This window comes from Spirulina sp. CS-785/01 (assembly GCF_028330525.1).
Taxonomy (GTDB): domain Bacteria; phylum Cyanobacteriota; class Cyanobacteriia; order Cyanobacteriales; family Spirulinaceae; genus JAQMSD01.
Genome location: NZ_JAQMSD010000267.1, coordinates 1 through 20,245 on the forward strand (window position 1 = coordinate 1; position 20,245 = coordinate 20,245).

Below are 20,245 nucleotides of genomic sequence, written 5' to 3' on the forward strand. Positions count from 1 at the left end.
CTTTTTTTTACAATTTTAACCCGTTTTAACGGGTTTTCGCTGTTAGCCTTGGGTTTTAACCCAAGGAAAAGTATGATAAGAAAACAACAACCAACAACCAAGAACAAACAAAGCTAAAGCCTGCTCAAGTAGGCTAATTTTACTCCTTTTTTTTACAATTTTAACCCGTTTTAACGGGTTTTCGCTGTTAGCCTTGGGTTTTAACCCAAGGAAAAGTATGATAAGAAAACAACAACCAACAACCAAGAACAAACAACAAATAACCCAAAAAAGTTTCTGGTATATTGTGGCATTGAGTCGAGAATTAACGGCAAATACGGTGTTGAGTCGGACGGTTTTGGGGGAGTGGTTAGTGGTGTTTCGAGGCGAGGAGGGAGAGGTGGTTGTATTGCGCGATCGCTGTCTCCATCGCAATAGTCGTCTCTCCAAGGGGAAAGTCCACCGAGGACAGTTAGAATGTCCCTACCACGGGTGGCGGTATGATAAACTGGGGCATATTGTTGCAGTTCCCGCAGAAGGGGAACAGTTTCAACCCCTCCAGTCTCGTTGTGCGAAACGGTATGCAACTATCGAACAGGAGGGATATATTTATGTGCATCTGGACACCCCTAACCCGGAGTTTCTCCCCTTTAAAATGCCATTTTACGGCCAGTCGGGGTGGGAGACGGTGCGGGTGGTGAATCGTTTCCCTAATACGGTGACGAATTGTGCGGAAAATTTTATTGATATCCCCCACACTGCAACCGTTCATCCGGGGATTTTTCGGAGTCCTCGCAAACAACGGTTAGAGATGACGGTGACGCGAAAAAATGGGTCGGTTTTTGTGGAGTATCGCAAGGAAACTAATAATTTAGGGTGGTATAGTCGTTTCCTGAATCAAAGGGGATCAGAAATTCAGCATACGGACAGTTTTGTGATGCCGAATATTACTTCTGTTGAGTATAACATGGGACGGCACAGACGACTTTTTATTACCAGTCAATCCATTCCAGAGACGGACAATTCAACGTTGGTTTATACGGATGTGACGTATAATTACGGGATTTGGAATAAGTTGGCGCGTCCGTTGGTGTATTGGACAGCACAGAAAATTATTCAACAAGATGTAGTTGCGTTAGGGATACAGGGGGAAGTGATTGCAAAATATGGTCAATCTTTTTCTAATACTCCTGCGGATACGATTCATGTTTTTGTGGAATCTATTATGCAGAAAATAGAGCAAGGGGAAGACCCTAGGGAGTTATCGGAACAGGTGAGAGAGGTGCAATTTTGGGTTTAATTATGTTATTTAGGAATAGGGGATCGGGAATCAAAGATACCCTTGTTTTTTCCTGTAGTGCGACCATCTTGGTCGCTAGGACATATTGTATCTTAAATTCTTCTAATCATGCTTATTTTTATCATATTTTGGCTCTTATTTATCCTCCATTTAACAAAACGTAAAAACCGCCAACAACTGAAGCAAAAATCACAGGAAGATTGGGGGTTAGATGGAATTGGTTTACTCATGCAAGGGGGAATTATTCCCCTCTTACAAGTTACTGTCATTTATATGCTTTATTCCCTCTTATTTCCCCAATGGCAAAATAGTCTAACTCTCTCCCCTCTTGTCCAATTTCTCCTTAGTTTTATCGCAGTGGACTATCTCTATTATTGGAATCATCGTCTCTTGCACCAGTCCCCATTTTGGTCACTCCATCAAGTCCATCATACCCTAACTGACCGAGATATTCTTGGCACATCTCGTAATACTCTCTGGACAAGTTTTTTCATTCTGTATCTCTGGATTCACGGACTATTTATTTACGTACTAGATACCCCAAAATTCTACTTACTTGGAGTCAGTTTAACTGCAATTTTAGACCTTTGGCGACATAGTGATCTTGATATCCCATCCCAAAGTAAATTATATCATTTTCTTGCCCCTTGGCTCATTCTTCCTTGTGACCATGCGTGGCATCACAGTCCAGACATTCAAGGGAATTATGCTGCTAATTTTAAGATTTGGGATAGGTTACACGGGACTGACTATAATAATGCTAATTTACCGCAAAATCTGGGTATAAAGTCTCCCCTCTCTTTTTGGCAAAAACTGTTACTCCCCCTTTCCTCAAAATGACCTTACTCAGTCTCTTACTTGCTTGGTTTCCCACTCTCATTTTACTCCTCACTGGACTGTCTCTCTTTTGGACTGTCTATTCCCCCAGTCTCTACGGAGTTGCTGCTATTCTCTTTTGTCTCTACGGTTTCCCTCTCCTCTGTCATCGGATTCATAATTATTTTTATCCCTTAGAGTCGGGAATTAGTTATTTAGTGGGAGACACCTATTCTCCCTGGTGGGGGAGTCATCAATTTCAGCGTATTTATATCGCATTACCCGTTTTAGAATCACTCTTGCGACTCATTCCTGGACTGTTTTCTCTCTGGTTGCGGGGGTGGGGTGCAAAGGTGGGAAAAAATGTCTATTGGACTCCCCATATTGAAATTAGCGATCGCGCTTTTCTAGACATAGGCAATAATGTCATCATGGGGTACAATGTCCAGCTTTATTCCCACATCATTAAACCCCGCAAAGATAACTTAATGCTCTATCTCAAACCCATAAAAATTGGCAATAATGTCTTTGTCGGTGCAGGGTCAATTTTTGCACCGGGATCAGTCGTTGAAGATAATACAAAACTGAATATCGAAACGCGCATTTATCCCAACAAAAACGCTTGCGAGGTGTCCTAATTTATGCTACAAGAATTTATAATCAATCTCTTCGGCAAAACCCTCACCCCCCTCGCAAATAACTTCCAACAAAAACTAAACTCCCCCCAACTCACCCAGCAACAACTCCAACAAAAACTCTTTAACCAACTCCGTCAAACCGACTACGGAAAACAACTCAACTTAAACAGCATTCAAGACTGGCAAAAAATCCCCATAGTCCAATACGAAGACATCCAACCCCACCTAACCCAACTCACCCCCGATCCTATTTTATTTTACGAAACTACCTCTGGAAGTTGTAGCAAAGCAAAGCACATTCCCTATACAAAATCCCTCCTCAACTCCTTTAACCGTATGTTTTGCTTGTGGAGTCAGGACTTAATCCACCATTGCCAATTTAAAACCGGAAAAATTTACTTTTGTATCTCGCCAAAACTGGGAAACTGTGATAAAATAACAAACGATGCCGACTATTTAAACCCCGTCCTTCGTTGGTTACTAAATCCCTTTTTAGTCACTGTCCCCAACTTACCCAATATTCATCACCCCGACGTTTTCAAAGAGCAACTTGCGTTAACCCTCCTCAGAGAAGCAAACCTTGAAATTATCTCCATTTGGAGTCCGAGTTTTTTAACCGTCCACCTCGACTACATCACCAAAAACCGCGAAACACTCCTCAACCAACTCCACAATAATATCTCCCCCCACCGAGCAAAACTTCTCCAACAAACCCCCATCCCTTGGACAAAAATTTGGCCACAATTAAAACTAATTTCCTGCTGGGATAATGCACAAGCAAAACCCACCACCAACCATCTCCGCAACCTATTCCCTAACGTCTTTATCCAAGGAAAAGGACTCCTTGCAACCGAAGCACCCCTCACCCTTCCCCTCATCAACGCAGAGGGATGTCTCCCCCTCTTAGATCAAGTATTTTTCGAGTTTCTCGACACCGAAAACAACTGCTATCAACTCCACGAAATACAACCCGAAACCCCCTACGAAATTATTATTTCACAACTTGCAGGACTCTATCGCTATCGCATCGGAGACGTTGTACAAGTCACCCACTACTACCACAATACCCCCTGCTGGGAGTTTTTGGGACGCACCGCCAACACCAGCGACTTAGTAGGAGAAAAACTACACACCGACTTCATTGCAACCATCCTCGACACCCTCCCCACCTCCGCAACCTTCCGACAACTCATCCCCCTCCTTTCCCCCCACCCCCACTACTGCTTACTCCTCGATACACCTCCCCCCGACACCCTCGCAACCCACCTCGAAACCGCATTAATGGAGTCTTACCACTACCGTCAAGCAAGACTCTTGGGCCAACTTAACCCCGTTCAATTGTACCATAGTGCAGATATGCGCGATCGCATTCTCCACTACCACATCCAACAGGGGAAACGGTGGGGAGACATCAAACCCACCCCCCTACAAACCACCCCTCTCCCCTCCCTCGATGTCTTGTTGAACCATCAGTCATGCTACCTAGAGAGAAGATGAGGAGATGGGGTGATAGGGAGATTATACACACTCCAACGTCCGCATTGCTTGATCTGTAGATAGAAAAATCCTATCTCGCCCCAAACGCTCTGGAAATTTAGCCTTTTCCAAATGATCCATCACCGGCCCCTTCACCTCCGCTAAATAAAATGTTACCCCAATTTGTTCCATCTCTTGAATTAACTGCTCCAACGTCTCCAACGCACTCCCATCAATAAAATTAATGCCACTACAAATTAACACTAAATGCTTCACTTGAGGATACTGTAAAATAGCATTAGTCAAATATCCCTCTAACGCTTTCGTATTAGCAAAATATAAACTCTCATCCACCCGTATCGCCAAAACATGGGGACAGGTACTCACCTCATGACGCTCAATATTGCGGAAATGCTCACTCTCTCCCACGCGACCTACAATGGCAATATGGGGACGACTGGTGCGCCACAAATAGAGTATAATAGAAAAGATAACCCCGACCACAATTCCGGTCGCCACTCCCGTTATTAAAACTGCAAAAAATGTCACCAACAAAGCCACCCCGTCAGCTTTATTATACCGCCATAATCTTTGTAACGGTTCGATCTTAATTAAATTAACCACTGCCACCAAAATAATAGCCGCCAAACTCGCTTGGGGTAAGAAGTAAAATAACGGGGTTAAAAACCAGACCGTAATAAAAATTAAAACTGCCGTAATAATCGCAGCAAGTTGAGTATTTGCACCCGCCGTAAAATTAACCACAGACCGACTAAACCCCCCTGTGACGCTATATCCCCCACTAAAAGCAGACCCTAAATTGGCAGTTCCTAGAGCAATTAAATCTTGATTTGCATCCACCTTTTGCCGTCGCTGACTTGCCAAAGACTTGGCCACCGCAAATGCCTCGACAAAGGAAACAAATGTCAAAGTTAAAATAACTGGAAATAATCGCTGGATATCCCCTAAATTTAAAGACGGTAACGTTAAAGGAGGCAGTCCTTGGGGAATTTCACCAACAATATTAACTTTTGTATCTAATCCTAGCTGCCAGACCAAAATTGTGCTAACAATAACCACAAATAAAGGGCCACCTTTAGTAATAGGAGTCATCGCCACAGGACTCATTTCTCGTTGCTTTAAAACCTTGGGAATAATCGTTTTAAAAACTAATAAAATAACAATACTTCCTACACTCAGAGCGAAAGTCATTAAATGGGTGTTGGGTATAGCACGAATCAACAAAAAAAGCAACTCAAAAAAGTTACTACTAGAGGGAATTTCTAACCCCAATAAATGCTTAAACTGACTCAGGGCAATAATAAACGCCGCCCCACTGGTAAAGCCGACAATTACCGCTTGACTAATAAAATTGACCAAAAATCCTAACCGGAATACCCCCAGTAAAATCTGCACCACTCCCACCGAAAACGCCAATAAAATCGCCAAACTTAAATACTCCGGACTCCCTACCGCAGCTACGGCCCCCACTCCCGTAGCCACTAACAATGAGTCCACTGCTGCGGGACCCACAGCTAAACTCCGACTCGTCCCCAACACCGCATAGAGAATTAGGGGTAAAATACTGGCATATAACCCCACCTGGGGCGGCAAATTGGCTAATAGGGCATAGGCCATACTCTGGGGGACCAGTAAACTGGTGACAATGATCCCTGCGGTAATATCCCCCGGTAAGTCCTTGGGGTTGTAATGAAGTCCCCAGTCTAAAATCGGCACAAAACGGGTAAGGGCTTTCATAAATCAATACTTCAATACTTTACTATATGCTCATATTTTATATTAAGGAACACTTGCAATTGACACGATCAATTCCTTAAAGAAATGTTTTGGAGAGGCTGCGATCGCGCCAACCCTTGCTAATCTAACTAAACACACTGAACCAAACGAACCATGACTGCTGCAAGCCAAGAAAAACCACAAACCACCCAAACCCGACATCACCAAATCCTCATCATCGGTGGAGGGGCCGCCGGAATAACCACCGCCGCCCAACTCCACAACCGCAACCCCAACTTTGACCTCGCCATCATCGAACCCTCCGAAAAACACTACTACCAACCCGGATGGACCCTAGTAGGAGGTGGCGTATTCACCGTCAGCGACACCGAAAAAGACGAAAAAGACTGCATCCCCCCCGGAACAACCTGGATCAAAGATAGCGCGGCACACCTGGATCCCGACAACAACACCGTCACCACCACCACAGGCATCGCCATCAGCTACGATTATCTAATCGTCGCCGCCGGAATTCAAATCAACTGGCATTGGGTAGAAGGACTCCCCGAAGCCCTCGGCAAAGGCGGAGTCACCAGCAACTACTCCAAAGAATACGCCCCCTACACCTGGGAAACCCTCAACAACTTCCAAGGGGGAAACGCCATCTTTACCCAACCCGGCACCCCCATTAAATGTGCAGGGGCCCCCCAAAAAATCATGTACCTCGCCGACGACATCTTCCGCAGTAAAATGAACCTGCGGCAACGCACCCAAGTCATCTTCTGCAACGCCGGAAAAGCCCTCTTTGGCGCACCCGACTACCGAAAAACCCTCGAAAAAATTGTCCAAGAGCGAGATATTGAAGTAAAACTCCAACACAACCTCAAAGCCATCAACGCAGCCAACAAAGAAGCCATATTCACCGTCACCCAAGGGGAAGAAACCCACGAAATTACCCTTCCCTACGACATGATCCATGTTACCCCCCCCATGAGTGCGCCCGACTTCATCAAAAATAGCCCCTTAGCCAACGAAGCGGGATGGGTAAACGTCGATAAAGACACCACCCAACACCTCACCTATCCCAACGTCTTCAGCTTAGGCGATGCCTCCTCCCTGCCCACCTCCAAAACCGCAGCCGCCGTCCGCGGCCAAGCCCCCGTGTTAGTGGAAAACCTCCTCGCAGAGATGGCCAAACAAGGGAAAAACGGCAAATATAACGGCTATACTTGTTGCCCCCTCATTACCGGGTACGGCACAACCATCATGGCCGAATTTGACTATAATAAGGAAGTTGACAGCAGTTTCCCCTTTGATCCCACCCAAGAACGTTATGATATGTGGATTGCCAAAACCAAACTCCTGCCGTGGTTATATTGGAATCGAATGTTAAAAGGGAAACCCTTTGAAGGGAAACAGTTGAAAAAGGTATTTAGTCGATAATTTTTTATTAAATAAGCCTTGGGTTTTAACCCAAGGCTAATAGCTAAAACCCGTTAAAACGGGTTAATAGACCAAAATAAGTTCGTAGTAAGCTCTTTAGAGCTTCCCAAAAGCCAAAAAACAACCAACCTAGTCAATTTTCTAAAAGTAGTAATTAGAGTTTGCTGAATAACCCTAAAATCCTCGCCTAATCAGGGTTTTAAGAATTTTGAGAGAATTTTGAAAAGCAAAAAAGGTCAAATTTGGCACTCAATTAGGGAAAAATCTCGGAAAAAAGGCCCATTCTTAAATTTCCCTATTCCCTATTCCCTATTCCCTTTACCAAAAATAAATTAAAGCCTAAAAATCCCCTCCGGATTCACCGACAGGAGAGCGCGTCGCTGTAACCCCTCCTCCTGTAAAATAGCATTAGCCGCCAACAGACCACTACTCACAGCCCGTTCCATCAACCCACAAGGAAACGGCATCTTAACCCAGTCCCCCGCAAACATAAGATTATCCACCGGAGTCCTCGTTTCAGGCCGACTCAGATAACTATCAGGAGGATACCCCGCAAAATTCTTCTGGTTTACCAACTCCCGATGTAACACCCTTGCCTCCCGTAACTCCGGCACAATCTCCCGTAACTCCTGCTCAAAAGTCTGTAATAATAGCTCTTGGGTGGGAAATTCCTTCTCCTTGTAACAATAAGCGTGCAACTCCACCACACTGCATCCCGTCCGCTTCGACCACTCCACAAACTGCCGTTGAATGCGATGATAGAGAGTAATACTATCCGTCAGCGCGTACCCCGACAACGACGTAAAATTACTATGCTCCCACAGAAAATCCCGATCTAACCAAAACCGCGCCACCGCAAAGGGATCAGCCACCGCTAACTGCTCCACCTGTTCCTGTAACTGGGGACTCACCTCCCCCTCCATTAAATTAAACAAATGCTGCGTCCCCGGTACATCTGCCGCAATTACATAATAATCCGCCTCAATCTTTCCTTGTTGTTCAGGAGTCACCGGAGACTGGGCCACCAACTGGAGCTTATCCTGCTCCTGTTGTTGCACCGTAAACTGGGCTAAATCCCGCTTTGCAGGTCCTTGGACAACCTTCCCCTCTGTATCATACCTCGCCCCATGACAAGGACAGAGAAACGTCCCATCCCCTTGCTGTTGCACTGTACATCCTTGGTGGGTACAAGTGAGAGACAATGCCTGGTCTTCTTTTTGCTGTAAATAAACCTGATCTCCTGCACCATAATAATCATCTCCCACCATTAACTCATTCTTCTCCACCCAGAAGGGGACATCCGTTTGTGCATTCCCCTGTTGATAACTCAAAGAGGTAATATTTCCCCCTTGGGTGTGGATATGACTCACCGTTGCTTCTGGGATGATGCGGCCTCCCCTCCCTTGGATAAATTGAGCAATGGGTTGGACTAAACTGGTCCCCATATCATCCACCGTCCCATTAAACGCTAACCCCTCCGGGTTGCCAAAGAAATAGAAATGGAAAAATTGTAATAATTCCCCCGCACTCAACCGATCAGGAGCATTTAAACTAGATTTAGCAAAGGGGAGAAAATAGAGGTCATAGAGTCCTTGGGGGAAGTCCTCTGCGGCCCATTGGGCCACCGTCATCTCATCATACTCCCGAAAGGTGCGAGGAATGCGAAAGCCCGTAATAGCGCGAAACACCTGTAAATGTTTCACATTGAGGAGATTAATCCCCCAACGAAAGCGGTTTGGGGAGGCAATGGCCAGATCAATGACATTCCACGGAAAGGCGGAACGACTGGGCCGAAACACCTCCGGTTGGTAACTTCCCTCCCGAAAGACAAGGGAATAATACTCCAAGGACTGAAAATTCTCTTGTATTTTTAACTCTTCCACCAGACTTTTCAGGTTGTAATACTGGGGAAAGAACCCATGAAACCCGTGTTCCATGAGAAACTCCTCCTCCCCCACCTGAACTGGCCAACTGGCAATTTTTCCCCCCAAATTGGGGGATTTTTCCAAGAGTGTGACTGCAAACCCCCGTTGGGAGAGTTCATAGGCACAGGCTAACCCGGCCAACCCGGCCCCCACCACACAGACACTTTTTTGCTGAGAGAGGGTGTGGGGTAAGTTGAGGGAGTCGGGTTGATAGACAGTGGGTTGGGGTTTGGCAAAGCGAGAATAGCCAATTCCTGCTCCTAATGCACCAATACCCATAAGTTTGAGTGCTGTGCGACGGGAGATAGGGAGGGAAAATTTAGACAATGGACTCATAAACTATTGGTTAAAAAGACGTTTCCCTAAGAACAGAGGATCAAGATGGTGACATCTCGCTAGTTTAAGAGATTTTGAGGCAAAATGGGGATGGAAGTTGGGGATCAGCGCGATCGCGCCTAAGCAAACCCCTCCACTCCCCCCTCTTTCCCAAACATCCGATTCTAGGTTACTGATCTCTCAACCGTTAGCGAAACCGCTCAAACGGGAGAAATGTGGCATGACATCTCTATCAACCCGTGTTTAACGGGTTTAAGCTCTTAGCCTTGGGTTTTAACCCAAGGCATAGGAAGGGAAAATGTTAAAATCAGGCGATCGCATGACACTTATTAATCTTCTCCATTAACTCCTCCTCACTCCGGGCCGTCGGGAGACAAGTTAACCCCTTACACACCAATCCTACCCCATCCTCTGGGAGAGCCTCCGCCACTTGATACACCGCCTTGGGGAAAAACTGCGGCAAGAGGGAAACAATATGCTCGCGCTCTGTCTGAACCAACGTCCCGTGTAAATACCAATCTAACCCCGCAAACACACTGGGACAGGCTTGAGGCGATTGTTCCATAATACTACGAAACGCCTGTAACGTCTGCTCGGCACGCCCCAAATAGTCACTATTCTCCGTCACCAAGGACAACCGCACCAAATTGGACACCGCCACCCCATTGGCCGCAGGAGTCGCATTATCAATATAACTCCGTTCCCGAATAATTAAATCCCCACCAACATCCGAAGCCGCATTATAATATCCCCCCAACTCCGCACTCCAGAGCAACTCATCAAACTCCCGTTGCACCTGTATCGCCTTTTCCTTCCACAACAACTGCGGGGACTCCTGATGTAAACTCGCTTGATACAAGTCCAATAACGCCTTAATAAACAGCGCGTAATCCTCCGACTGCGCCAAAACAGACGTTTTCCCATCATAATTTAAGCGATGGAAACGACCATTCACCCATTGATGATCCAGAATAAACTGGGCTGCCTTCGTCGCCAACTCCCAAGCCATCGGATGTTGAAACACCCCATACACCCGGGCCAACCCAGAAATCATTAAACTATTCCAAGCCACAATCATTTTCGTATCCGTCACCGCAGGGATACGGCCAGGCCAGTCGCCACTTTTCGCCTCTTGATTATTTTGGGCCGGAGGAAAGGTGGACACCCCTTCAGGAGATGCGCCATAACGCACCTCAAAGAGCTTAGAAAGGGCTTGTTCAGCCATTTCCGACATCACAACCGTTTCACCCGTTTCCCGTCGTTGCAGGACATTAGAGCCTTCAAAGTTACCCTCTGGAGAAATTCTAAACCGTTCTGCTAATGCCTTTAATTCTTCAGGAGTTAAAACCTGTTCTAATTCTGCATACTTCCACACATAAAACGCCCCTTCCTCGGGTTCACTATCCTCTGGTGTCGTAAAACTATCCGCATCCTGGGCCGCGTAGAAATAGCCCTCAGATGCCGTCATTTCCCGCTTTAACCATTGTATTGTCCCCTCAATCGCCCGGTGATAAGCGGGTTCTTGTATTCCTGCACTCCACAGATCAGCCAAATATTCCACAATCTGCCCATTATCGTAGAGCATCTTTTCAAAATGGGGAACTGTCCAAGTTGCATCTACCGTATAACGGTGAAACCCCCCGGCCACATGGTCATAAATTCCCCCCGTGGCTAAGTCATTTCCCCGTTGTTTGGCAGCCTGACGAGAATCTTCACTCACCCGACTCCCTTGTAACACTAATTCTGCATAGGGAATCATGGGAAAACTCGGTTGGCCGGGAATTGCCCCTGCGACAATGCGGGTACAGGTGTGCATCCCCTGTTTCAGCAGTTCATCATTCAGTGCCGTCTCCGGAGCATCAGGGAGTAAGGTGGAGTTTTGTAGGGCCTCCATCATCTGGGTTTTAATCCCAGCCAGTTTCTCCTTTTCCTGATCATAAAAGTTCCGTAAGGCTTTTAAAAGTTCTAAAAACCCCGGACGACCAAAACGCGGTTCAACGGGAAAATAAGTCCCCCCATAAAAGGGAATATTATCTTGAGGGGTGAGAAAAATATTGAGTGGCCATCCCCCTTGTCCCGTCATCATCTGGAGGGCCTGCATATAAATACTATCAATATCTGGCCGTTCCTCTCGGTCCACTTTGATGGGGACAAAGTTGGCATTCATATAGTCCGCAATGTCCTGATCTGAAAACGCTTCGCCCTCCATTACCGTACACCAGTGACAGCTAGAATAGCCAATGGAGAGAAAGATGGGTTTATCCTCCGCTTGGGCTTTCTCTAAGGCTTCATCACACCACATCCACCAGTCTATGGGGTTCTCTGCGTGTTTGCGGAGGTAGAGGCTTTCGCTATGGGCTAGGCGGTTGGACATGATTTTGTTCGGTTAGGCGGTCTTGAGTTTCAGTGTAACTTGTTCTCTGGTGAGACTTTCCCAGATTCTTTCCTAGGTTAGAGATTTATCAGTAATTATATTAAACGTTTTGAAGCAAAGGAGCAGTTTGAGGATGACAGGGAATCTCTAAAATAAAAGTTGTTCCTTTGCCAACACCAGAACTGCATTGTAAAATGCCTTCATGACAATCGTGCATAATTTGATAGGCAATAGCTAATCCTAACCCTGTTCCTTTGCCGATGGGTTTTGTGGTGTAAAAGGGATCATAAATCTTCTCAATCACATCTTGAGGCATCCCAATGCCATTATCGCTGATTTTAATTTGTACCCTTTCTTTTTCAAGGCAAGTGGTCTGAATTTCAATTGTTGGGACAAAACACTCCTCTTGTAATACACCACTTTGGATTTTGTTTTGTTTCTCTTCTACTGCATCAATGGCATTACTTAAAATATTCATTAACACTTGATTAACCTGACTTGCATAGCATTGGACAAACGGCAAATCGCCATATTTTTAAAAAATTTGTATAGCTTGAGACTCTGAATTTTGTTTCAGTCGATATTGTAAAATCATTTAGGAGGAGCTTATTTTTCTTTGACACATCAAAAAAGCCCTATTTTGTCAAAATGAGTTAATGCTAAGTCATGAATTCGCAAGATAGCTATAACGTCTAAGCGATATAATTTGTATAAAAATACACGAACCAACCCTTTTAATCATCGATGAATTAGTCCGATCGCGCCTTCTCACCCATTGGGAAACTCAAGACGAACCAGAACATTTACGCACCATCCGCGATCGCCTACTCCACAACGAACAGCGATCGGGCCGTCTCCTCGGACTCTATCAAAAAATCCGCCAAGGTGTCCCCCTCCCTAGCGATGACAGTCCCGAACAGATGGAACTTCTCCTCGCGGGTTTAGTCACCCCCCAAGCCGGACAATTGGTGGTGAAAAACCGCATCTATGCAGAAATTTTTAATCCCACTTGGATTGAACAACAACTCACGAATCTCCGGCCTTACTCTCAAGCCTTCGATGCGTGGCTATCTTCGGGAAAACAAGACCAATCCCGTCTGCTGCGAGGAAACGCCCTGCAAGATGCCAAAACCTGGGCCCAAGGGAAAAGTTTAAGTGACCTCGACTATGAATTTTTAGGGCAAAGTGAAGATTGCGATCGCGCCGAAGTGCAACAAGCCCTAGAAGCCGCCCGACTCGCAGAAGTCGAAGCCCGACTGCAACAAGAAAAAAAAGCCGCCCGTCAACAAAAAATCCTCCTCCTCGTCGTCAGTCTTGCCTTCCTCCTCTCAACGGGCTTTGGCCTCTTCACCTATCGCCAATACCGCCAAGCCACCCAACGAGAAATCGCCGCCACCGCCGCCTCCGGCAGTTTCAACGCCTACAACCGCCTCAACGCCCTCCTGCAAGCCATCCAAGCCAAAACCAAGCTACAAAGCCTCAATGTTAATCACCCATACGATCCGAATTTGGGATGTAGAATTTAGTCCCGATGGCACATTTTTTGCCACAGCAAGCGAAGATGGCAGGGTGAAATTATGGAGTCGAGATGGGACTTTATTACAAACCATCCCAACCCATCAAAATGCCAATTGGGGAGTCGCCATTAGTCCCGATAGTCAATGGCTTGCCAGTGCCGGTCGAGATGGGACTGTAAAGCTGTGGAACAAGCAAGGAGAACTCCTCAACACCTTGGAAGTTGAAGGAAATGGCTTAACTCGTGTTGCCATTAGTCCCGATGGTGAAACTATTGCAGCAGCAGACATGGATAATGCGATCGCCCTGTGGACTCGTCAGGGGGAATTCCTCACAAAACTCTATGGCCATACCTCCGGGGTGCTAAGTTTGGCCTTTAGTCCCGATGGCCAGCAGTTAGTCTCGACGGGAGATGACCAAAGGGTTATTTTCTGGGATTTAGATGCCATTGCCACAATTGACTGGTTAAAATATGCTTGCCAAACCGTACAAGACTATTTAGCCACCAATAGCAACACTATCCAAGAGGGATTACTCTCCACTCCACCCTGTCGTTAAATCAACGGTAATTTAGGGTTAAGCCGTCGCCGATTGAGGGGTTGATACTGACGGAGACATGATTTGATGTTCCGGCAATGTAATCACAAACGTCGCCCCTTGACCCGGTTCAGAAATACAATCTAATTGACCATTATGTTTTTCAACAATAATTTGATAACTAATGGCCAATCCTAACCCTGTTCCTTTACCAATAGGTTTAGTCGTGAAAAAGGGATCAAACAGCCGTTCTTGTTCCTCAGACGGAATTCCTGGGCCATTATCACTAATTTGCACTTTCACATAATCTCCTTCAGTAGCTGTGCAAATCGTAATAAAACTGGGATTCTCCCTCATCTCTTCAGTCGTGCGCTGTTGATTATACTCATCTAACGCATCGATCGCATTACTAATCAAGTTCATAAATACCTGATTCAATTGTCCAGGATAACAGTCTACAAGGGGAAGGTTCTGATACTCTTTAATTACTTTAATTTCGGGATGTTCCGGTTTGGCTTTGAGGCGGTTATGCAAAATCATTAAGGTACTCTCAATTCCCTCGTGAATATTAATGGGTTTCACATCCGATTCATCCATGCGGGAGAAGTTTCGCAGAGAACGGATAATTTCTCGAATACGTTCTGCCCCCACTTGCATTGAACCGATTAAACGGGGCAAATCTTCAGCAAGAAACTCTAAATCAATTTCTTCAATTTCGTCTTCAATTTCCTCGACGGGTTGGGGATAATTTTTCTGGTAAAGGTGAATTAAATTTAATAAGTTTTCACTGTATTCTTCTGCGTGAACGAGATTACCAAAAATGAAGTTAACGGGGTTATTAATTTCGTGTGCCACCCCTGCCACTAATTGCCCCAAACTGGACATTTTTTCCGTTTGCACTAATTGGGTTTGCGTGTTGCGGAGTTCAAAGAGGGTTTTTTCTAATTGGTGATTTTTGTCCCGTAGTTGCATTTCCGAGGTTTCTAGTTGTTGGGTGCGTTCTTTGACTCGTTTTTCTAGGACTTCATTGGCTTCTTTTAAGGCATATTCCGCTTGATGGCGTTTTTGGTCGATTTTGCCCAAGGAACGGGCATTTCCCCAAATTAAAGTCGAAAAAATGACAACATTGATGATACCTAACAAACAAATGCCTAATTCGGCGGTATAAATTTGGTAGCGATAACCGAGGAGAATTAACCAACAAACAATTGGGGGAATAATAATGGCCGCAAGGATGAGGCGTTGGGCTAATATACCACCCGCATTATTACGGGTGACAATGGTCATTACCCCACGAGTGGGAAACGCGCAGATAATTCCGACACAGAGTAAAACAAAAGCAATAGCCGTATGCAAGGCCATGGCGGTGAAGGCCGAGCCATACTGGTAAAAGTAGGCATTCCCATAGACATAGCCCAGAAAGCCTAAATAAGCCATTAAAAACCCAACAATGGTTAAGCCGTGGGCCGGGAGATAATTGGGTCGGGGAATGGCCAATAAGAGGAGAGCAGACCCTAAAATGAAGAAGTCGAGGGCAGTATTTAAGGCCATGCGACCTGGGGAAGCAGTGGCCACGGCATCCACAGACTCTTTAAAGAGTAATTGATCAATACCAAAATCCACATCAAAGCCGTATTGCAGTGTAGTGAGTAACCCCACCAACAAGACTAAAATAGCCGAACTGAGCGCAATCCAGCGATTTTTCCGGGTGGGTTTTTGATGAATCGCCCACAGGGATAACCCCCCTAAGACAAAGCCTAGGGCGGTGTTGGCTTTCATGGTGACTAATCCGGGTAAAACACTTTTGAGGAGGGCAATATCGAATAACCACCCTACTAGGACGATACACCCAATCCAAAAAACTGCGATCGCGGCTCGTTTAGAAACCGTTTGTAAGGAGGTAATTAGGGATTGGGGAGAAGGCTGCATATTCTTGCGGTAGCTTAGGCTGACAGTTTAATTTTCTTGAAATACTAAGCTACCGATTCAACTAAAATTGTTACTTTGATTACCTGGTTGGGCAGAACCCGCCATTTGACTGATTTCGTTCCCTATTTCTGTTTCAAAGTCGGTTTCTGAAAATGCCACTCCGTCGATTGTTCGTAAGCATGGGCAACTTGCAATAATAAATCCTCCCGCAACACTTTCCCAATTAACTGTAAACCAATAGGTAAGCCATCTTGGTCAAACCCACAAGGGACACTCACCGCAGGCAGTCCCGCCAAATTAACCGGAATGGTCATTAAGTCGGACAGATACATCTGTAAGGGATCATCTGTCTTTTCCCCCGCTTTAAACGCCGTCGTGGGAGACGTAGGACAAACCAACACATCCACTTTTTCAAACGCCGAATCAAAGTCCTGTTTAATCAACGTCCGCACTTTTTGGGCTTTCAAATAATAAGCATCATAATAGCCCGCCGATAAGGCATAAGTCCCTAACATAATGCGTCGTTTCACTTCCGTCCCAAACCCTTCGGCCCGGGTTTTCTTGTACATCTCGACTAAATTTTCGGCTTTCTCATCCCGTAACCCGTATCTCACGGCATCGTAACGGGCTAAGTTCGCGGAGGCTTCGGAGGGGGCGATAATGTAATAGGCGGGTAATCCATAGCCAAAACGGGGACAGGAAATGACCTGAATTTCGGCCCCTAACTGTTGTAAGACTTCAATGGCGGTTTTGACTTTTTCCTCCACTTGGGCATCCAACCCACTGCCAAAGGTTTCTTTAATCACCCCAATCCGTAAGCGGGCTTTCGGATGGAAGTTTGGCCGCAATAATTTGGCATAATCGGGAATCTCGACCTTTAAACTGGTGGCATCTCGGGGATCGTAGCCTGCGATCGCGCCTAACAAAATCGCCGCATCCTCCACCGACCGGGCAAAAGGTCCAATCTGATCCAACGACGACGCATAGGCCACCAACCCAAACCGGGACACCAACCCATAAGTCGGTTTCATCCCCACCACCCCACATAAAGACGCAGGTTGACGAATTGACCCCCCCGTATCCGACCCCAACGCCAAAGGAGCTTCTTCCGAGGCCACCGCCACCGCAGACCCCCCAGAAGACCCCCCAGACACACGAGACAAGTCCCAAGGGTTACAAGTCCGACCAAACCCCGAATTCTCCGTAGAACTCCCCATGGCGAACTCATCGAGGTTCGTTTTCCCCAAAATCACCGCCCCACTCTCTCGCAGTCGTTCCGTCACCGTGGACTCGTAGGGCGGCACAAAATTCTCTAAAATCCGCGAAGCGCAAGTCGTCGGAATCCCCTGCATACACATATTATCTTTCACAGCCATGGGAATCCCAGCCAACAAGCCAATCTCCTCCCCGGCCGCTATTTTTTGATCAACCGCCTTGGCCTGTTCCATAGCTAAATCCGCCGTAATATGCAGAAAACTGTGTAATTGCGGCTCAAGCTTCTGAATCCGTTCCAACGTCTCTGTCGTAATCTCAACAGCTGAACGCTCTTTGCGGACAAGTTGTTTATGCAGTTCGCGGATGGATGCCATGCGTACTCTCACTCTCGGACTAAACCAAATTACAGTGTACAAGTTTATGGGGATTGACGGGGCCAAAACCCAAGCCTAACCAAGAAAAAACATTCCCATGACAGGAATGTTTCCTTAACTTTAACCAATGCTCTGACACTTAATAAGCATCTTGGATTTCGTAAAAATCAGGGGAAATATAATCTTTCCGTAACGGCCACCCTCGCCAATCTTCGGGCATTAACAACCGTTTCAGATTCGGATGACCCTCGAACTCAATCCCATACATATCGTAGGTTTCTCGTTCTTGCCAATCCGACCCTTTCCAAATCCAATATAAACTCGGGACTTTCGGGTTATCACGGGGTAAAAAGACCTTAATGCGAACTTCCTCCGGTTCAGTCACATCATCAGCAACCTTAATCAAATGATAAAAGCTCACCAACTCTTTCCCAGGCCCTAGATCATAACCCCCCTGACATTGCAGGTAATTAAACCCATAGGCAAACAGTGCCGTGGCAATGGGGACTAACACCGAAGGATCAACCTTAATCAGTTCAATCCCCTTATGATCCACCTCTAAGGGTTCATTCTCAAACCCATTTTCTGTTAGCCATTGCGAAGTTTCCCCCGCTTGGACGATATCCTGTTGTTCTTCCTGTCCTTCCTGATTTTGTTCGTTTTCTTCAGCCACGATTGACTTCCTCCTTAGACTCCTCAAGGGCAGGTGACATGGGCATTCCCCAAGCCTCCGCTAACTCTTTGGGAGGAGCTTGACGAGACTCAGACCGCATATACTCACCCGTCAGGAGAGGTTCAACCACCTTCATATTGTGGGTGGTGCTGTAATAGCGGTGGGTTTGCTCTAACTTCTGACCCCGTTCCTGAATTGAATCATTAGCGACCTTTTTCCGTAATTTGACGATCGCATCCATAATTGCTTCAGGCCGCGGCGGACAACCCGGAATGTACACATCAACCGGGATAATTTTATCAACTCCCCGGATCGCACTGGGAGAGTCCACACTAAACATCCCCCCCGTAATCGTACACGCTCCCATCGCAATCACATACTTGGGATCGGGCATTTCTTCATACAATCGCACCACCGCCGGGGCCATCTTCATGGTAATTGTCCCAGAAGTGATAATTAAATCCGCCTGACGGGGACTGGCCCGAGGCACAAGACCAAAACGGTCAAAGTCAAAGCGAGACCCAATCATCGCCGCAAACTCAATAAAGCAGCAGGCCGTCCCATACATCAACGGCCAAAGACTGGATAATCTTGCCCAATTGTAGAGATCATCAACTGTGGTCAGAACCACATTTTCTGAGAGTTCCTGCGTCACTTGAGTGCGGGAAGCGGGATTAAGAATTTTTTCTTTTTGTTGCTGCTCTAAAGTAGCAGCATCAGGGGTATTTTCGGGATTCATGACCATTCTAAAGCTCCTTTCCGCCATGCGTACACCAATGCAACCACGAGAATTGCAATGAAGATCAGGGCTTCTATAAACGCTAATAAACCTAATTGATTAAACGCAACCGCCCAAGGGTAGAGGAAGACGGTTTCTACGTCAAACACCACAAAGACAAGGGCGAACATATAGTAACGAATATTGAACTGAATCCACGCCCCGCCAATCGGTTCCATACCGGATTCATAAGTGGTGCGTCTTTCGGGCCCCCCAGTGCGAGGCCGTAGCAGTTTAGACGCAGCAAGAGCCAGTACCGGGACTGCTCCTGCAATAATTAAAAACCCTAAAAAATATTCGTAGCCAACGAGATGAAACACTTGTTTTTCCTGTTCTACTGGTTGAACGCTAACGCAATCGTAACATTTGTTCACTGTCTCCCATTATAGGGTAATTGGGGGATGGGGGAATGGGGAGATGGGGGAGTTGATAGTTGACGGTTGAACCACAAAGACACAAAGGACACAAAGGGGAGATGGGGAAGATGGGGGAGAACAAAAATATATTATTCCCGATTCCCGATTCCCGATTCCCGATTCCCTGTTCCCTTTTTCACAAACAACCAACAACCAACAACAAATAACAAACTGTTACAGTTCTTGACAAAACAGGCAAAGAATTGGACAGAGGGTGCTAGCATTCCCCTAAACAATCGTTAACACTAATCAGCTATGACAGAATCCCTTTCTGGACAATCGCCCCTCTTTGGAGGAAGCACCGGAGGCTTACTCACCAAAGCCGAAGTCGAAGAAAAATACGCGATCACTTGGACTAGCCCCAAAGAGCAAGTCTTTGAAATGCCCACTGGGGGTGCTGCCACCATGCGGGAAGGTGAAAACTTACTTTACTTAGCCCGCAAAGAGCAATGTTTGGCTTTAGGGACGCAACTGCGCTCTAAATTCAAGCCCAAAATCGAAGATTATAAAATTTACCGGATTTATCCTAACGGGGAAACCCAATACCTGCACCCGGCGGATGGTGTATTCCCTGAAACCGTCAACGAAGGACGGGAATACGTGGGTAAAATTGACCGCAATATCGGCAATAACCCCGAACCCGCGACTGTGAAGTTCTCTGGTAAAGAGCCTTACGAGGTTTAAGTCTGATTAATTTCAGAGGAAGCAAGGGCGTGCAGTTTGTACGCCCTTTTTATTTTGGGTGGTTTGTTGTTTTTTGTTCGTTGTTTGTTAAACTCCCGAC

General features: G+C 46.2%; 17 protein-coding genes. 8 read left to right on the forward strand and 9 right to left on the reverse strand.

Features of this window, described 5'->3' with window-relative positions:
* Positions 1-217 precede the first annotated feature (217 nt).
* From PN462_RS17295 to PN462_RS17310, 4 genes are all read left to right on the forward strand, one after another.
* On the forward strand, positions 218-1,279 hold the full coding sequence (locus PN462_RS17295) for an aromatic ring-hydroxylating dioxygenase subunit alpha (protein ID WP_272130070.1): 1,062 nt from the start codon (positions 218-220) through the stop codon (positions 1,277-1,279).
* Positions 1,280-1,387: 108 nt separating this feature from the next.
* A complete protein-coding gene (locus tag PN462_RS17300; RefSeq protein ID WP_272130071.1) occupies positions 1,388-2,119 on the forward strand; it encodes a sterol desaturase family protein in 732 nt (243 codons plus the stop codon).
* Positions 2,116-2,733, forward strand: coding sequence for an acyltransferase (locus tag PN462_RS17305; RefSeq protein WP_272130072.1), 618 nt, complete (start codon positions 2,116-2,118; stop codon positions 2,731-2,733). Before PN462_RS17300 ends, PN462_RS17305 begins: the two co-directional genes overlap by 4 nt.
* Before the next feature lie 3 nt (positions 2,734-2,736).
* Positions 2,737-4,230: a GH3 family domain-containing protein gene (locus PN462_RS17310; RefSeq protein WP_272130073.1), complete on the forward strand. Its 1,494-nt coding sequence runs from the start codon at positions 2,737-2,739 to the stop codon at positions 4,228-4,230.
* Positions 4,231-4,251: 21 nt separating this feature from the next.
* On the opposite strand, the gene PN462_RS17315 is transcribed toward PN462_RS17310, so the two are convergent.
* The gene (locus tag PN462_RS17315; protein ID WP_272130074.1) at positions 4,252-5,967 is read right to left on the reverse strand and encodes a SulP family inorganic anion transporter; all 1,716 of its coding nucleotides are present in this window, start codon (positions 5,965-5,967) and stop codon (positions 4,252-4,254) included.
* A 153-nt stretch (positions 5,968-6,120) separates the two neighbouring features.
* Here PN462_RS17315 and PN462_RS17320 point away from each other — a divergent pair, with 153 nt between their 5' ends.
* On the forward strand, positions 6,121-7,389 hold the full coding sequence (locus PN462_RS17320) for an NAD(P)/FAD-dependent oxidoreductase (RefSeq protein ID WP_272130075.1): 1,269 nt from the start codon (positions 6,121-6,123) through the stop codon (positions 7,387-7,389).
* A gap of 332 nt (positions 7,390-7,721) precedes the next feature.
* Here the strand turns inward: PN462_RS17320 and PN462_RS17325 are convergent, their stop codons facing one another.
* The 3 genes from PN462_RS17325 to PN462_RS17335 all read right to left on the reverse strand — a co-directional run bounded on the left by PN462_RS17325 (position 7,722) and on the right by PN462_RS17335 (position 12,547).
* Positions 7,722-9,650, reverse strand: a complete 1,929-nt coding sequence (locus PN462_RS17325) for an FAD-dependent oxidoreductase (protein ID WP_272130076.1) — start codon at positions 9,648-9,650, stop codon at positions 7,722-7,724.
* A 307-nt stretch (positions 9,651-9,957) separates the two neighbouring features.
* Positions 9,958-12,024 carry a thioredoxin domain-containing protein gene (locus PN462_RS17330; protein ID WP_272130077.1) on the reverse strand — a complete coding sequence of 689 codons (2,067 nt, stop codon included), beginning with the start codon at positions 12,022-12,024 and terminating at the stop codon, positions 9,958-9,960.
* Positions 12,025-12,124: 100 nt separating this feature from the next.
* Entirely contained in the window at positions 12,125-12,547 is a 423-nt protein-coding gene (locus PN462_RS17335) for a sensor histidine kinase (protein ID WP_334310472.1), read from the reverse strand.
* Between the two features lie 397 nt (positions 12,548-12,944).
* Between PN462_RS17335 and PN462_RS17340 the strand changes: the two genes are divergently transcribed.
* A complete protein-coding gene (locus PN462_RS17340; RefSeq protein ID WP_272130078.1) occupies positions 12,945-13,550 on the forward strand; it encodes a hypothetical protein in 606 nt (201 codons plus the stop codon).
* Positions 13,507-14,097: a WD40 repeat domain-containing protein gene (locus tag PN462_RS17345; RefSeq protein ID WP_272130079.1), complete on the forward strand. Its 591-nt coding sequence runs from the start codon at positions 13,507-13,509 to the stop codon at positions 14,095-14,097. The genes PN462_RS17340 and PN462_RS17345 overlap by 44 nt, the downstream gene beginning before the upstream one ends.
* A gap of 18 nt (positions 14,098-14,115) precedes the next feature.
* Here the strand turns inward: PN462_RS17345 and PN462_RS17350 are convergent, their stop codons facing one another.
* The 5 genes from PN462_RS17350 to ndhC form a co-directional block, all read right to left on the reverse strand.
* Positions 14,116-16,005, reverse strand: a complete 1,890-nt coding sequence (locus PN462_RS17350) for a sensor histidine kinase (protein ID WP_272130080.1) — start codon at positions 16,003-16,005, stop codon at positions 14,116-14,118.
* Positions 16,006-16,127: 122 nt separating this feature from the next.
* A complete protein-coding gene (gene gatA / locus PN462_RS17355) occupies positions 16,128-17,594 on the reverse strand; it encodes an Asp-tRNA(Asn)/Glu-tRNA(Gln) amidotransferase subunit GatA (protein ID WP_272130081.1) in 1,467 nt (488 codons plus the stop codon).
* Positions 17,595-17,733: 139 nt separating this feature from the next.
* Entirely contained in the window at positions 17,734-18,267 is a 534-nt protein-coding gene (locus tag PN462_RS17360) for an NAD(P)H-quinone oxidoreductase subunit J (RefSeq protein ID WP_272130082.1), read from the reverse strand.
* Entirely contained in the window at positions 18,260-19,006 is a 747-nt protein-coding gene (gene nuoB / locus PN462_RS17365; protein ID WP_272130091.1) for an NADH-quinone oxidoreductase subunit NuoB, read from the reverse strand. Before nuoB ends, PN462_RS17360 begins: the two co-directional genes overlap by 8 nt.
* Positions 19,003-19,365, reverse strand: a complete 363-nt coding sequence (gene ndhC, locus PN462_RS17370) for a photosynthetic/respiratory NAD(P)H-quinone oxidoreductase subunit C (RefSeq protein WP_272130083.1) — start codon at positions 19,363-19,365, stop codon at positions 19,003-19,005. Before ndhC ends, nuoB begins: the two co-directional genes overlap by 4 nt.
* A gap of 351 nt (positions 19,366-19,716) precedes the next feature.
* Here ndhC and PN462_RS17375 point away from each other — a divergent pair, with 351 nt between their 5' ends.
* Positions 19,717-20,145 carry a photosystem I reaction center subunit II PsaD gene (locus tag PN462_RS17375; protein WP_272130084.1) on the forward strand — a complete coding sequence of 143 codons (429 nt, stop codon included), beginning with the start codon at positions 19,717-19,719 and terminating at the stop codon, positions 20,143-20,145.
* Positions 20,146-20,245: the final 100 nt, after the last annotated feature.

Excerpts from the sequence above, each read along its gene's own strand:
- PN462_RS17320 (WP_272130075.1), top strand. The coding sequence starts at position 6,121 with ATGACTGCTGCAAGCCAAGAAAAACCACAAACCACCCAAACCCGACAT.
- PN462_RS17345 (WP_272130079.1), top strand. The coding sequence starts at position 13,507 with ATGTTAATCACCCATACGATCCGAATTTGGGATGTAGAATTTAGTCCC.
- PN462_RS17295 (WP_272130070.1), top strand. The coding sequence starts at position 218 with ATGATAAGAAAACAACAACCAACAACCAAGAACAAACAACAAATAACC.
- PN462_RS17330 (WP_272130077.1), bottom strand. The coding sequence starts at position 12,024 with ATGTCCAACCGCCTAGCCCATAGCGAAAGCCTCTACCTCCGCAAACAC.
- PN462_RS17305 (WP_272130072.1), top strand. The coding sequence starts at position 2,116 with ATGACCTTACTCAGTCTCTTACTTGCTTGGTTTCCCACTCTCATTTTA.
- nuoB (WP_272130091.1), bottom strand. The coding sequence starts at position 19,006 with ATGAATCCCGAAAATACCCCTGATGCTGCTACTTTAGAGCAGCAACAA.
- PN462_RS17300 (WP_272130071.1), top strand. The coding sequence starts at position 1,388 with ATGCTTATTTTTATCATATTTTGGCTCTTATTTATCCTCCATTTAACA.
- PN462_RS17315 (WP_272130074.1), bottom strand. The coding sequence starts at position 5,967 with ATGAAAGCCCTTACCCGTTTTGTGCCGATTTTAGACTGGGGACTTCAT.
- PN462_RS17340 (WP_272130078.1), top strand. The coding sequence starts at position 12,945 with ATGGAACTTCTCCTCGCGGGTTTAGTCACCCCCCAAGCCGGACAATTG.
- PN462_RS17350 (WP_272130080.1), bottom strand. The coding sequence starts at position 16,005 with ATGCAGCCTTCTCCCCAATCCCTAATTACCTCCTTACAAACGGTTTCT.
- PN462_RS17325 (WP_272130076.1), bottom strand. The coding sequence starts at position 9,650 with ATGAGTCCATTGTCTAAATTTTCCCTCCCTATCTCCCGTCGCACAGCA.
- PN462_RS17375 (WP_272130084.1), top strand. The coding sequence starts at position 19,717 with ATGACAGAATCCCTTTCTGGACAATCGCCCCTCTTTGGAGGAAGCACC.
- PN462_RS17310 (WP_272130073.1), top strand. The coding sequence starts at position 2,737 with ATGCTACAAGAATTTATAATCAATCTCTTCGGCAAAACCCTCACCCCC.
- gatA (WP_272130081.1), bottom strand. The coding sequence starts at position 17,594 with ATGGCATCCATCCGCGAACTGCATAAACAACTTGTCCGCAAAGAGCGT.